We start from the raw sequence: 14,349 nt of genomic DNA, 5'->3' as shown, positions 1-14,349 counted from the left end.
TGATAAAAAAGACTAGGATTCCCTAGTCTTTATGTGCATTACAAAATAGCTAAAATGATAAAGTTTAGGATAAACAAAGCCGTAGCTCCCCACAAAATCGGGTGCACTTCTTTTGCTTTTCCAGTTGCAATTTTTACCAAGCAATAGAAGATAAATGCCGCTGCAATACCGTACGAGATAGAGTAGCAAAGCGCCATAAAGAAGGCTGCAAAGAAGGCTGGAAGTGCATCTTCAAACTTGCTCCAATCCACATCAAGGAAGGAAGAAACCATCATCACCCCGACAATGATCAGAGCTGGTGCAGTAGCAGCTGCTGGGACAATTCCAATAACTGGCAACAAGAGGACTGAGAGTAGGAAGCAAACTGCAGTTGATACAGCTGTCAAACCAGTCCGGCCACCTTCCGCAATCCCTGCTGCAGATTCAACGTAGGTTGTCGTATTAGAAGTTCCGAATAAGGCACCGATTGATGTTCCAATGGCATCCGCAAAAAGAGCGCGGTCCATTTTTGAGTTGAATCCAGTTGAGTTTTCAAGCGCTGCTTCATCTTCTGCAGAGAAAATGCCTGTTTTACGACCAGTACCAATAAAGGTTCCAAGCGTATCAAAGGTATCTGACAAACTGAAAGCAAAAATGGTCATTAAGACAAGAGGCAACTTGCTGGTATCGCTAAAGAGAGAGGCCATTCCATCAAAAGCTGCAAGGAAGGTTGTTCCCAACTCAGCAAAGGCTGAACCAAGATTATTTGAAAAACTAATAGTAGAGAGGTCAACAACGCCCATCGGAATCCCCAAAAGTGTTGTTGCAACAATCCCAATTAAAATCGCACCACGAACATTTTTAATAACCAAAAAGGCTGTCAAGAACAAACCAATCACCGCTAAAATCACCGATGGGTTGGTAAAGGTTGAAATAGCCGGTACCACACCACCATTTGCGGCGATGGATTGAACACCTTGTGACAAATCCGCCGCTTCAGGTGCAGCCCCGTTGATGGACACAATATTTCCTGCTGACAATGAGAAATCAATGATATCCGCATTTTTAAAACCAAGATAAGCCACAAAGACACCGATACCACCACCGATTGCATGTTGCAAGCTAACCGGAATCGATTTGATGATGCTTTTACGGAACTTAGTTACGGTAATCAAAACATTAAACAAACCACAGATAAAGACCATAGCTAAAGCTTCCTGCCAGGTAAATCCAAGTCCAAACACGACGGTATAGGTAAAGAAAGCATTCAACCCCATACCCGGTGCAAGGGCATAAGGAACATTGGCAAACAAGCCCATAATCAATGTTGAAATAACAGTTGCAATAATGGTTGCTAAGAAAACAGCTTGAGTTGGCATGCCTGCAGCACTCAAAATAGACGGGTTGACAAACAAGATATAAGACATGGCAAAGAAGGTTGTAATCCCAGCCATAATTTCAGTGGAAACAGACGTTCCATGTTCTTTCAATTTAAAAAATTGATCCATTTTTCGTTAAAACTCCTTTATTTACGAACGATACTTTGATTATAAATGAAAAAATTCATTTTTCAAATGAAATACAAAGGAAAACGATTTATTCAGTAAAAAAAATCAAATTTAGAGAAAAAACACAAGCAAAAACCGAACATTCTTCTATGATTTTCCCTACTTCTAGTTTTATTTTGCTTCCAAACCTGCTTTTTGCTATACTGAAAGAGTTACAGAAAAAGGAGTCCCAATGAAAGAGAAAAAACTAATTGCCATCGATTTAGATGGCACTTTACTAAATGAAGAAGGCAAATTGTCTTCCTATACCGTAGACACCATTCAAAAAATACGAGAAGCAGGCCATACTGTTATCATCGCTACCGGTCGCCCTTACCGCATGGCAAAGGATTTCTACCAGCAGCTCCAACTCGATACCCCCATGATCAATTTCAACGGCTCTCTCACACATATTCCAAATAAAAATTGGAAATGGGAAAAAAGTGTTTTGATTGAAAAGGAATATTTTATCGAATTTCTACAAGCGGAGGAACGTTTCCAAGCAGATTTCATCGCTGGCGAATACAAAAAGAAATTTTTCATCACCCAAACACACTTAGATCGCATCGACCCTCGTTTAATGGGCGTTGAAGCTATTACACCAGAAACCTTGGTTGATATGAAACAAGTCACCAAGGATCCACATTCGATCTTGATGCAAACCAGAGCAGCAGACAAATTCGCACTCGCTGAAGAAATGAGGGGCTATTTCAAAAATGAATTGGAAATCAATACCTGGGGTGGTCCCTTAAATATTTTGGAAACCTGTGCTAAAGGTGTTACCAAGGCTTTTGCTTTGAACTATCTCCTTGATTTGTACCAAGCCAGCCCTAATGATTTGATCGCTTTTGGAGACGAACAAAACGATACACAAATGCTGCAATTTGCAGGAACAGCCTATGCCATGAAAAATGCCAATCCTATACTTTTGCCTTACGCTGACCACATAACAGAATTCAGTAATACAGAAGACGGTGTTGCTAAAGAGTTAGAGAAAATCTTCTTATAATATATCAACATAATAAAAGACAGGGTAAAACCTGTCTTTTTTAAAACGCTCCTGGTCGACCTCCTCCAGCACCTGGACCATTGGAGACAATACTTGTTTGCTCTTGTCCATTTAGAATAATGCTTCCTCCTGTAAATTCAGCGACACCATCATAATCAAAACCAGATTGGGCAGTGATGTTAATATTGCCACCTGAAACATAGATGTCTCCATTTGAATCAATGGCATCCGTATCCCCTTGAGCCATCTCAACTGAGATATCCCCACCGGTGATTCTAATAAAGATATCAGCCCCAGACACATCACTAGCAGCATTCAATCCATCATCCGTCGCGTACACCTGAATCGTTCCACCATTAATGGTCACATTAGTCCCTTCAAGTCCTTCCGTACTTTGAGTCACTGTAATCTCTCCACTGTCAATCACAAGACTATTGGAAGCATGTACAGCATCGTCACCTACAGATAGTGATATCGTTGCGTCACTAATATAGAGATTCCCTAGACTGGTATCCTCGTCATTGTCTGCATGAAGTCCATCCTCACTTGCTGTAATATCCAGTGTGGCATTTGTAATGTTCAACGCATCATTGGCATTGATTCCGTGACCGAATGCCGTAATAGTTATGGTTCCACCTGTAATTTTCATATCATCATTGGATTCAATCGCATTATTGTAATTCCCTTCAACCGTCAGACTACCACTACCATTAATAACCAAATCACTGGCTGAATAAATAGCTGCGTCGATATCGGCATCTGTATTTGAAGAAGAGTCTGCAATCGTATTCTTGCTTCCTTCTGCTAAGGTTATGGTGACCTTATCCGCTTCTTGCACATTGATGGCCGCCTTGTCTCCTGTCATACTGACGTTTTCAAAGACGAGTTGGACCTTATCGCTGTCTGCTGCAGCAACTACAATTTGGACATTTGTTGCACTACCAGATACCACATAGGTTCCTGCTGCGCTAATAGTCACCGTCGAACCTGATACACTTACTCCTTCCCCAGAAACTGTGGCACTCGAACCTGATAACGAAATCGTTGAAGCTGTTGATGTATCGTAGCTAGCATCCAGATCACTCTCTGAAAAATACTCAGAAGTCGTTGCTGTCTCCCCAGTGCTTGAACTCGTTTTTGAAGTGACCATTGATGAACTCGAAGTCGCTGTATACGAACTACTTGCACTCGTTTTGCTACAAGCTCCTAAAACCATACTCGCTAAAATAATACTACTTATCCCAACCTTTTTTAAATTGGAATTTCTATTGTTTTTGTTCTTCATTCCTTTTTTAAATCAGTCTCATTTTCAAAGACTGTCCCTTTCTGTTAACCTGCTCCCAGTATAGGCTTTAAAGCTTAAACATTTCCTAAGAAAAACTTAAAATTTCCTGAAACATTTCTGTTTTATTTCTAAAAATAATATGTATCTTCCTGTAATCTTTTTCTGTTGTCACATACAAGCCCTTGACAAAACAAGTGTAAGCGGTTTATAATGGGTTAGTCTTCAATGCAACTAATATATTTTAGTTACATCGAAACTGAAAATATTTAGGAGGTACAATAATGAGTATTGGTATCATTATTGCAAGTCATGGCGAATTTGCAGCTGGTATTCATCAATCGGGTTCGATGATTTTTGGCGAACAAGAAAAAGTTCAAGTTGTAACTTTTATGCCAAGTGAAGGACCAGATGATTTACACGCCAAATTCTTATCTGCCATTGACGCATTTGATCAAGATGATGAAATCTTGGTATTGGCTGACCTTTGGAGCGGCTCACCATTTAACCAAGCAAGCCGTGTAGCCGGAGAGAACCCAGACCGCAAGTTTGTCATCTTGACTGGTTTAAACTTGCCAATGTTGATTCAGGCTTATACAGAACGTATGATGGATGCTTCTGCTGGTGCTGAACAAGTTGCAGCAAATATCTTAAAAGAAGCACGTGACGGCGTGAAAGTTCTTCCTGAGAACTTGGAACCTGTTGTGGAAGCACCTGTTGCCCAAGCAACTGACAATGCACCAACATCCGCTATTCCTGAAGGAACCGTGATTGGTGATGGTAAATTGAAAATCAACCTTGCCCGTATTGACACTCGCCTCTTGCATGGACAAGTTGCAACAGGCTGGACACCTGCTTCTAAAGCGGATCGCATCATTGTTGCTTCAGATAAAGTGGCTGCAGATGAGTTGCGCAAAGGGTTAATCAAACAAGCTGCACCAGGAAATATCAGAGCCAACGTTGTTCCAATCAAGAAGTTGATTGAAGTCTCAAAAGACCCACGTTTTGGAAATACACATGCCCTTATCTTGTTTGAAACACCACAAGAAGCTCTTGAAGCCATCGAAGGCGGTGTTGAAATTGCAGAGTTGAACGTTGGTTCAATGGCTCACTCAACAGGTAAAACAATGGTCAATAATGTTTTGTCTATGGACAAAGAAGATGTTGCTACCTTTGAAAAACTACGTGACTTAGGTGTGAAATTTGACGTTCGTAAAGTGCCAAACGATTCTAAAAAAGACTTGTTTGAATTGATCAAAAAAGCAAACGTTAAATAATCTAACGAACCTATGTACAGATAGGTAATGCAAGAAACTCTAACAGAATTAGCATTCTTGTATTGCAATTCACAATTCATTTTCATTAACGAAAGGATTTATGACTTATCATGGATATTTCAATTATTTCAGCGATTTTGGTCATTGTCGTTGCTTTCCTCGCAGGTATGGAAGGTATTCTGGACCAATTTCAATTTCATCAACCTATTATCGCATGTACCCTTATCGGTTTGGTAACTGGTAACCTTGAAGCAGGTGTTGTTCTTGGTGGTACTCTTCAATTGGTTGCTCTTGGTTGGGCAAACATTGGTGCTGCAGTAGCCCCTGATGCGGCTCTTGCCTCTGTTGCCGCTGCAATCATCCTTATCAAAGGTGGTGATTTCTCACCAGCAGCTATCTCAGTTGCACAAGGTCTGGCAATCCCACTTGCCGTTGCTGGTCTTTTCTTGACTATGATCGTTCGTACGATCTCAGTTGGTTTGGTCCACGGTGCTGACGCTGCTGCGGAACGCGGAGACTTTGCGGCTCTTGAACGCACTCACTTGATCGCTCTTAGCTTGCAAGGTTTACGTATTGCGATCCCTGCTGCTGCCCTTTTGGCTATTCCGGCAGAAACAGTTCGTGCTGCTCTTGAAATGATGCCAGGTTGGCTCCAAGGTGGTATGCAAGTCGGTGGTGGTATGGTTGTTGCCGTTGGTTTTGCCATGGTTATCAACATGATGGCTACTCGTGAAGTTTGGCCATTCTTCGCCCTTGGTTTTGCCCTTGCAGCTGTTAGCCAATTAACCTTGATCGCTCTTGGTACAATCGGTGTTGCGATTGCCTTCATCTACCTCAACCTTTCTAAAAAAGGTGGTAATGGTGGTGCAGCAACTGCTTCAGCTGACCCAATTGGCGATATCTTGGATGATTATTAAGAAGGAGGTCTACCATGTCAGATAAATTACAACTTTCCATTTCAGATCGTAAAAAAGTTTGGTGGCGTTCAACCTTCCTTCAAGCTTCTTGGAACTACGAGCGGATGCAAAACTTGGGTTGGGCTTATTCATTGGTTCCAGCCTTGAAAAAATTATATACTAAAAAAGAAGACCAAGCGGCTGCCTTGCAACGCCACATGGAATTCTTTAATACCCACCCATACGTTGCTGCTCCTATCTTGGGTGTAACACTTGCCCTTGAAGAAGAACGTGCAAATGGTGTAGACATTGACGATGCAGCTATCCAAGGGGTCAAGATCGGTATGATGGGACCTCTTGCTGGTATCGGAGATCCAGTATTCTGGTTTACTGTTCGTCCAATCCTTGGTGCCCTTGGTGCATCTCTTGCCCTTGGTGGTAGCATCATGGGACCAATCATTTTCTTTGTTGGTTGGAACGCAATTCGTATGGCTTTCTTATGGTATACACAAGAATTGGGTTACAAATCTGGTAAAGAAATCACCAAAGACATGTCAGGCGGTATCTTGCAAGATATTACCAAAGGTGCATCTATCCTTGGTATGTTTATCCTTGCCGTCTTGGCACAACGTTGGGTTTCTATCAAATTTGCAGTAGACGTTTCAAAAGTTCCACTTGATGAAAAAGCTTATATCCACTGGGATAAATTACCAGAAGGTGGCGAAGGAATTCGTCAAGCCTTTGAACAAGTAGGTGCTGGACTTTCTCAAACTCCTGAAAAAGTGACCACTCTCCAACAAAACTTGGATATGTTGATTCCAGGATTTATGAACGTTCTTCTTGTATTCCTTTGCATGTGGTTGTTGAAGAAAAAAGTTTCTCCAATCACCATCATCATCGGTTTATTCGTAGTTGGTATCATTGCTCACGTTCTTGGACTCATGTAATCTACTAACTAAAAAAGGGTTTCGGTTTGAAACCCTTTTTGTTATAATAAGGAAGATACGAGAGGTACATTATGGCACAATCATTAAATACAACAGTCGAACTCCATACAACTGGCGTTTCCTACCTTGACTTTGGTGGTAAAGTTGGAAAATTTCTTATCGGAGATAAGGCAATTGAATTTTATCCTGATATCAATGTGGAGCAATTCATTCAAATCCCTTGGGAAAATGTGACCCAAATCGGCGCTAACGTTTCAGGGAAATCCATCAGCCGACACTTTGAAATCTATACCGACTCTGGAAAATTTTTATTTGCTTCTAAAGATTCGGGAAAAATTCTTAAAATCGCTAGAGAAAAAATCGGAAACGACAAGATCATCAAGTTGCCCACCCTGCTCCAAACCATTGGCTCTTGGTTCAAACGAAAATGATATCCCCTTTTCTTATTTGTATTAACTATTTACATTTTCTTTGAAATCTTGTATAATACCTGTAACGGATAAGTAGGATGCCTTTTCCTTTCAGAAAGTCTGCGGTCGCTGTGAGCAGATAGGAAAACCATGTGAAATTCTACCGTGAACTAATTTCATAAACATTAAGTGCACAGAAAGTGAAGCTGGATGGAACCGCGCGCAAGCGCTCCAGCAGATTCCTTTCTGTGTTTTTTCATATCAAAAGGAGGTCTCCCCATGTTAGACATTAAAAAAATTCGTGCCGACTTTGACGGCGTTGCTGAAAAATTAGCCACCCGTGGTGTCGAAGCCGATACCATCGCTAGCCTTAAAGAGCTCGACAGCAAGCGCCGTGAGTTATTAGTCGTGGCTGAGGAAAAAAAAGCAGAGCGTAACACGGTATCTGCTGAAATCGCCCAAGCCAAACGCAACAAAGAAGACGCGAACGACAAAATCGCTGCTATGCAAGCTCTCTCTGCTGAAATCAAGGGCATCGATGCAGACTTAACAGCCATCGAAGAGCAGGTAACAGCCATCATCACGACCATTCCAAATACGCCACATGACAGCGTTCCTGTTGGTGCAGATGAAGAAGAAAACGTTGAAGTCCGCCGTTGGGGGACACCTCGCGAATTTGACTTCGACGTCAAAGCTCACTGGGACCTAGGGGAAGACCTAAATATTCTCGACTGGGAACGCGGGGGCAAGGTCACTGGGGCCCGTTTCCTCTTCTACAAGGGGCTTGGTGCCCGTTTGGAGCGCGCGCTCTACAACTTCATGTTGGATGAGCACAATGCCGAAGGCTACACCGAAGTCATCACCCCATACATGGTCAACCACGACTCTATGTTTGGGACAGGCCAGTATCCAAAATTCAAGGAAGATACCTTTGAATTGGCGGATAGCCCTTATGTCCTCATTCCAACAGCTGAAGTCCCGTTGACCAACTATTACCGCAATGAAATCATTGACGGCAAAGACTTACCAATCTACTTCACGGCTATGAGCCCATCTTTCCGTTCTGAAGCTGGCTCTGCCGGCCGTGACACGCGCGGTCTCATCCGTCTCCACCAATTCCACAAGGTTGAGATGGTTAAATTTGCCAAACCAGAAGAGTCTTATGACGAACTGGAAAAAATGACCGCAGATGCAGAGAACATCCTCCAAAAACTTGGATTACCATACCGTGTCCTAGCGCTCTGTACAGGGGATATGGGCTTCTCAGCAGCCAAGACCTATGACTTGGAAGTCTGGATTCCAGCCCAAAACGCCTACCGTGAAATCTCAAGTTGTTCAAACACGGAAGATTTCCAAGCCCGTCGTGCCCAAATCCGGTACCGTGACGAGGCAGATGGCAAGGTCAAACTCCTTCACACCTTGAACGGCTCAGGTCTTGCAGTCGGCCGTACGGTTGCAGCTATCCTTGAAAACTACCAAAACGAAGACGGCTCTGTCACCATCCCAGAAGTACTTCGCCCATACATGGGAGGAGCGGAAAAAATGACACCATAATTATCCTTTAAAAAGCCAAACAGACTACTACTGTTTGGCTTTTTCTGTTCTATTTTTTTGACTGACAGTCTTTTCCAAATCCAACAAGTACTGTTTTCTTTCCAATCCTCCACCATAGCCCCCCAAGACTCCCATCACTTGCAATAACGCGATGACAGGGAATCAACAGCGAAATCTGATTTGCCCCGTTCGCATTTCCAATCGCTCGAACTTTCTTGCTATCTCCTAATTCTTCTGCCAACTCCTTGTAACTCCTCGTCTCACCAATAGGAATTGTTTTTAGTGCTGCCCAAACTACTTTTTGAAAGGGTGTCCCAAACATACAAATCGGCGTTTGAAACACCGCTAATTCCCCCTCAAAGTATGTATCCAGTTCTTCTTGCAGGTTTTGCAATATGGGATTTGTTCCATAAATCAAACGGGCATTCTGCTTGGCACGAAGTTTCTCAATTTCTTTTTCAAGTCCTCTCCTATTGTCAAATTCTAATAGGTAAAGAGCCTCCTCATCTGCAATAGCTACCATTCTACCTAAGGGAGTTCTTAAAAACGAAGTCGTTAATACAAGCAGATGTTTCCTTGAGCGAGGCGTTCCCATAATTCTAGAAAAGGCATCTTGAAAACCACTTGCAGATTGATATCCTTGAGCCAGTTGCTGGTCAATGAGACGGGAACCCGTCTGCAATTCCTTAAAAGCCAATCCCATCCGTCGTGCTCTTGCATATTGGACAAAGGTCATATTGTAAATCGCTTTAAACTTCCGACGAACCGTCGCAGAATGGATGCCCAAGTTCCGAAAATCTTCTTCCCTCCAACGTTTTTCAGGATTTTCTTCTATGGCTTTCACTAAAATCTCCACTTCTTGTGGTAACTCTTGCGGATAGGAGAGCGGTAGACAAATTTTGCAAGGACGAAATCCAGCTAAAAGAGCAGACTCAGCACTTGTATAAAACAGACAGTTTTCAAACTTGGGTTTCCGAGCCCGACACGTCGCATGGCAAAAGATACCTGTTGTCTGAATCGCTGCAAAGAAGATGCCATCAAAATTCGCATCCCGATCAACTAAAGAACGATAATATCGCTCTTGTAATTCCTTATCTTCGACTAACATACGTACTATTCTTTCTATCTTTTACCTTATCATAACAAAAAATATACCTGTTTATATCCGAAAACTGAACAAGTATTTTTTACTTGGTCACTTGGTAATAAGGCAAGAGTTGCTCAAAGGCCAATCGCAATTCTTGGGTTATGGATTCCAAGGTCTTATTTTCTTGAATGGAAACCTCTTTTTTGACCAACACTTTTCGGACCATACCGGCAGCCAATTTGCCCTTTAAGACTTGGCGGTTGTTTTCATCACCCGAATAGACAATGCTCTCTCCTTGTTCTTGAGCCAAATAATAAAGCGGTGCTTCAATGGGCACTTCCAAGACACGAGCTTGTTTTTCGAGGGTCTGATCCGATTTTTTGCGTTCCACAAAACTGACTTCTACCGAAATTCCAAAGTCCTTTTGATCACCGTATAAACGAATGGCTAACGCCACATCTGTCACAGCATCACTTGGCAATCGGTAGTAGACCCAAAAATGCGGACGGCAGATTTGTCCCTGGTTCATCCACTGGCTAACCCGCTCCATCTGAAATGGAGAAACTTGACTTTCTAACGCCTTACCAATGGTTTCAAACTCCTTGCGGGCAGCTTGGGCCAATTTCTTTAGTTCGATCATAGTTGAAGTCAATTCGCCCGCCTTCTCTGGTTTGACGTAGCGAACTCCTTGATAAGCAAGATACTCTTTCATTGCTGTACCCATCATTTCTCCTCTTTTCTCATCTATTTCAAAAAAAGCCATCTGAGATGGCTTTTTGATTGTTATGAACGAACACTAATCTACATAGTCTCCGCCTGGCACTCCGAAATATTCTTCTAGAGATAATCCCGAATTAAAAATATCTGTTGCTTCCTGGCCGATATAACGGATATGCCAGGTTTCTTTCATAAACCCAGTGATATGTTCTTTACCTTCTATATAGCGGACAATAAATCCATAACGATGGGCATTCTGAGCTAGCCAATAAGAGGCATTAGGTTCCGTTAATAGAGCCCCTGAAGCATCCAACACATCAAAAGCCAAACCTGTTTGATGCTCGCTATGCCCAGGACGAGCTGAATAGCTATCGACATTTTCCTTAGAATCAGAGGCCAGATAGCTGTTATAAAGGCTGGATTGGTATTCGTAACTACGAAAACCACTGTACTGATTGGAAACTGCATATCCTGCCGCTTTCATATCTCCTAGGAGTTGCCAAAAAGCTGCTAGAGCAGTTGGGTCTTCACCTGGAGCATAACTAGAAGATAGGGGGTGTTTCTTATTCACAATAATCACCTCTCCATACTTCCCTTGCACACTATAATAGGAACCATTGTACTGGGCTTTGGAAGCAGTGATAGATGATTGACTGCTTGAAGTTTCTGTTGTAGAAGGCGGGATTTCTTGCGAATCACTACTTTCACTAGATACAGGCTGACGAGTTGATTCTTCTGTTTTTTTGACTTGTACAGAAGATGATTTCGTAGTCGTTGTAGTCTTTTTCGTTTTTTCCGTTGTCGTTTTTCCGCAAGCCACAAGAACAAAGACTAGTAACAGCAAAACACTATACGCTATCGAATTCTTTTTCATCTTATCTCCTCTAATATTCACTAATCTCGTAGATAAGGAAACTGTCACCATTTGGACGCAGTTTAAAGACTTGATTTTTTTCGACAATATCCGATTTGCCACTTAGATAGACTTCTCTAAACTTATTGTGAACAGTAACAGCATAATCCTCACCAACTTTACGGATATCTGTTACGGTGTAATCCAAGGTTTCTTGGTAGTCAATTCTATTTTTAGCGACACCGCCTCCAGTAACGTAATTATCCATCGTCCGATACGCAGCACTGCTTGTATCATAATATCGGCTAAAATGATTCTGACGGACACGAATCGAACTTCTCATTGCACTGATGTAATCCATCATAAAGCTTTTGATCGCTGCTTCTTGTGCTTTTTCCTTTTGAGCCGCTGCCTCTTTTTCTTCTTTGACTTTTTGAGCAGCCTTGATTTTGTCTAACGTATCATTTGAGAGAGTCAGCTCTACTTCGATACTATCTTTTGCAGGAGAAACAACTACTTCTGCTTTTTCCGTATTTAATGGTGTTCCTTCGTACGAAAACTTCACAAAAATCTCTAGCGTTTGATTCTCCAACACTTTAACCTGCTTACTCAAAGATGTAGCAATCTCTTTATCATTGACCATCAACTTTGTATCAGAAAAAGTTGGAAGACCATCAGGAAGTTTTGCAACTACATTTTTCTCAATTGAATTTAAAGAAAGGTAAATTTCATTGTTTTCTGCTGTTTGCTTATTGGCAACAATTTCAGTGCTGATTTCCCCTAGTTCATTTTTTCCACTTAAGTGAAATTTTTTAGAAGGTAAACTGGTTTTGCCGACTACTACTTCTTTATCTTTGGGTAATTTTGTATCTCCTAATACCAAAGAATCAACATTTGTTTTAGCAGAAATTTCCACTGGATAGGTGACCACCTTGTAGTTTGAAAACAGTCCTAAAATATCATCTGTTTTCTTCATGCCGATTAAACGGTTGCCTTTATCATCAACATAAACATAGGATGGATCTGCAATCATTTTTTCAAGTTCCGTCTGGATATTGATTTCCTTGTCTAAATAACTGATAAACGCCTTGGCATCCGCTTGCTTCCACTTTTCATCTTGACTACTAAAATTTTTTGCGATGCTTGAATAATCTTCTTTTACAACCGCTTTTAAAAATTTTTCAGCTGCTACATCCGAACCTGTTTGTTGATCAAGGTAATAATAACCTGCTCCCAATAAAGCGATCACAGCAGCAATAGCTCCACCAATGAATACCTTTTTTTTCTTTTCTTTAGACCAAGGTTGTTTCATAGGTTGCGGAGCAAGTGCAGATGAAACTCCTGTCGGTGGAACAGCTGAAGTCACTCCTGCAGTTTGAACACTTGGAATTGTTTGAGGAGTAACAGATTGAGATTCAACAGGTTGTTTCAAAACCGGTTCTGCAACAGAAGATTGTTCGACCACTTGATCTTGCTGACTAGGACCTGAAGCGATTGATTTAATTTGTTTTAAATCAAAGTCACAGGCCTTACCTGCCATAAATTCCTGAGGACTAGGTTTTCGACCAGTTACAGTCTCAAACAACTGAATCCATTTTTCTTGTTTTTCCATCATGCTTCCTTCTATTTTCTAACTAGTAACCAAATGGATTAGACCCATACGGAGAGATTAAATCTTCCAAACCGCCTAAGTCACCTAAATTGCCCATCAAGCTATCGATCAACATCTCTCCTGCAATGGATACTCCAATCGCAAAGAAAATAGCTAGAATGACACCATATAAAATACTGGCTAAAAGGTATTTATGGAACATATCCATGTTCGAATGGTTAACTGTGTGGAACAAGGTATAACCTGAAGCTCCGATAAATAAGAAATTACTCAATGCAGTTAACAAGATGGATAAACTAGAAACTTCCAACATCGCAAATAGTGTTGAACCTGCCATTAAAATAATATTTAAAGATAAGAGACGACCAAACCATTCAAAACTGTATCCGAATGTAAAACGAGCTTCTTTGTAAATGAATTTTTTGACCGCAAATCCAGCTAAAATAAAGGCAAAATTGACAAAAGCAAAGCCTAATAAAACTGTAAAGAAAATGGAAAAATTAGCAACACCCATCTTCATTAGTGGCATCAATGTTGTTAGGGCAGTAAAGAAGACCAGCAAACCATATACTGTTACCCCATTGTATTTATGAGTCGGTCTATCCACAGTAGGATGTTGCCATGAAGCTTTTAACCAAATCCAAAATTGTTTCCAAAACAGTGAAAACTCTGATGGAACTGCAACTTGCACGGTATAGAGTTGTTGTTCTCCAGTAGCTGGTCCTTGTTGAAATTGAAGAGGTGGTTGTTGACCCTCTTGAACATTTCCTTGATAACCCGGTGGCACAGTTTGCTGTGTAGGCACTTGCTGAGTTTGTGTTTGTGCAGCTTGAGGTTGGGGCTGGACAGGTGTTACTTGTGGCTGCGGTGAAACTGTTTCAGGCGCAACCTGTACCTGTGGCTGTACAGGAGAAGTTGGGACTTGCTGCTCTACTGTTTCAGAAATAGTCGGCGTTCCTTCTGCCTCAAACTCACCTGCCACACGAGCTGCTTCTAATTCATGAGCCTCTGGACTACGTCCGTTTACGGCTTCAAAATAATCAATCCAATCTTGTTGTTTCATCTTTCAATCTCCTTTAATTGTATTCTCATTTAGTATATATGTATATTTGAGTTTCGTCAATAGATTTCTATTTTTTTAGCGAAATATATCACAAATTAATTCGCTGATAAAAAAAG

The 14,349-nt window shown here is 41.5% G+C and carries 12 protein-coding genes and 1 pseudogene; 6 read left to right on the top strand and 7 right to left on the bottom strand.

From position 1 onward, the window contains the following. Positions 1 to 38: 38 nt before the first annotated feature. Positions 39 to 1,487: an NCS2 family permease gene (locus tag ACVR1I_RS01380; RefSeq protein ID WP_447442255.1), complete on the bottom strand. Its 1,449-nt coding sequence runs from the start codon at positions 1,485 to 1,487 to the stop codon at positions 39 to 41. Between the two features lie 232 nt (positions 1,488 to 1,719). Between ACVR1I_RS01380 and ACVR1I_RS01375 the strand changes: the two genes are divergently transcribed. Continuing rightward, on the top strand, positions 1,720 to 2,535 hold the full coding sequence (locus ACVR1I_RS01375) for a Cof-type HAD-IIB family hydrolase (RefSeq protein WP_447442254.1): 816 nt from the start codon (positions 1,720 to 1,722) through the stop codon (positions 2,533 to 2,535). Between the two features lie 40 nt (positions 2,536 to 2,575). Here the strand turns inward: ACVR1I_RS01375 and ACVR1I_RS01370 are convergent, their stop codons facing one another. After that, a complete protein-coding gene (locus ACVR1I_RS01370; protein WP_447442253.1) occupies positions 2,576 to 3,820 on the bottom strand; it encodes a carbohydrate-binding domain-containing protein in 1,245 nt (414 codons plus the stop codon). A 281-nt stretch (positions 3,821 to 4,101) separates the two neighbouring features. On the opposite strand from ACVR1I_RS01370, the gene ACVR1I_RS01365 reads away from it, so the two are divergent. The 5 genes from ACVR1I_RS01365 (at position 4,102) to serS (ending at position 8,901) form a co-directional block, all read left to right on the top strand. Further along, positions 4,102 to 5,094 (top strand): PTS sugar transporter subunit IIB, encoded by a 993-nt coding sequence (locus tag ACVR1I_RS01365; protein WP_447442252.1) that lies wholly within the window; start codon positions 4,102 to 4,104, stop codon positions 5,092 to 5,094. 116 nt (positions 5,095 to 5,210) lie between these two features. Then, a complete protein-coding gene (locus tag ACVR1I_RS01360) occupies positions 5,211 to 6,011 on the top strand; it encodes a PTS mannose/fructose/sorbose transporter subunit IIC (RefSeq protein WP_447442991.1) in 801 nt (266 codons plus the stop codon). A 14-nt stretch (positions 6,012 to 6,025) separates the two neighbouring features. Beyond that, on the top strand, positions 6,026 to 6,937 hold the full coding sequence (locus tag ACVR1I_RS01355; protein WP_447442251.1) for a PTS system mannose/fructose/sorbose family transporter subunit IID: 912 nt from the start codon (positions 6,026 to 6,028) through the stop codon (positions 6,935 to 6,937). 71 nt (positions 6,938 to 7,008) lie between these two features. Further along, a complete protein-coding gene (locus ACVR1I_RS01350) occupies positions 7,009 to 7,368 on the top strand; it encodes a DUF956 family protein (RefSeq protein ID WP_447442250.1) in 360 nt (119 codons plus the stop codon). 258 nt (positions 7,369 to 7,626) lie between these two features. Then, positions 7,627 to 8,901 (top strand): serine--tRNA ligase, encoded by a 1,275-nt coding sequence (serS, locus tag ACVR1I_RS01345; protein WP_447442249.1) that lies wholly within the window; start codon positions 7,627 to 7,629, stop codon positions 8,899 to 8,901. Between the two features lie 27 nt (positions 8,902 to 8,928). Here the strand turns inward: serS and ACVR1I_RS01340 are convergent. The 5 genes and pseudogenes from ACVR1I_RS01340 to ACVR1I_RS01320 form a co-directional block, all read right to left on the bottom strand. Continuing rightward, positions 8,929 to 10,009: pseudogene (locus tag ACVR1I_RS01340) on the bottom strand (bifunctional transcriptional activator/DNA repair enzyme AdaA). Between the two features lie 79 nt (positions 10,010 to 10,088). Then, on the bottom strand, positions 10,089 to 10,712 hold the full coding sequence (locus ACVR1I_RS01335) for an HI_0552 family protein (RefSeq protein ID WP_447442990.1): 624 nt from the start codon (positions 10,710 to 10,712) through the stop codon (positions 10,089 to 10,091). A gap of 72 nt (positions 10,713 to 10,784) precedes the next feature. After that, positions 10,785 to 11,579: an LD-carboxypeptidase LdcB/DacB gene (ldcB, locus tag ACVR1I_RS01330; protein WP_447442248.1), complete on the bottom strand. Its 795-nt coding sequence runs from the start codon at positions 11,577 to 11,579 to the stop codon at positions 10,785 to 10,787. Positions 11,580 to 11,589: 10 nt separating this feature from the next. Then, positions 11,590 to 13,173 carry a TcaA NTF2-like domain-containing protein gene (locus ACVR1I_RS01325; protein ID WP_447442247.1) on the bottom strand — a complete coding sequence of 528 codons (1,584 nt, stop codon included), beginning with the start codon at positions 13,171 to 13,173 and terminating at the stop codon, positions 11,590 to 11,592. A gap of 19 nt (positions 13,174 to 13,192) precedes the next feature. Then, positions 13,193 to 14,233 carry a DUF6574 domain-containing protein gene (locus tag ACVR1I_RS01320; protein ID WP_447442246.1) on the bottom strand — a complete coding sequence of 347 codons (1,041 nt, stop codon included), beginning with the start codon at positions 14,231 to 14,233 and terminating at the stop codon, positions 13,193 to 13,195. Positions 14,234 to 14,349: the final 116 nt, after the last annotated feature.

The organism is Streptococcus cameli (assembly GCF_053207365.1).
The sequence above is the reverse complement of the archived record's forward strand: the minus strand, read 5'-3'. Positions and strand labels throughout refer to the sequence as shown.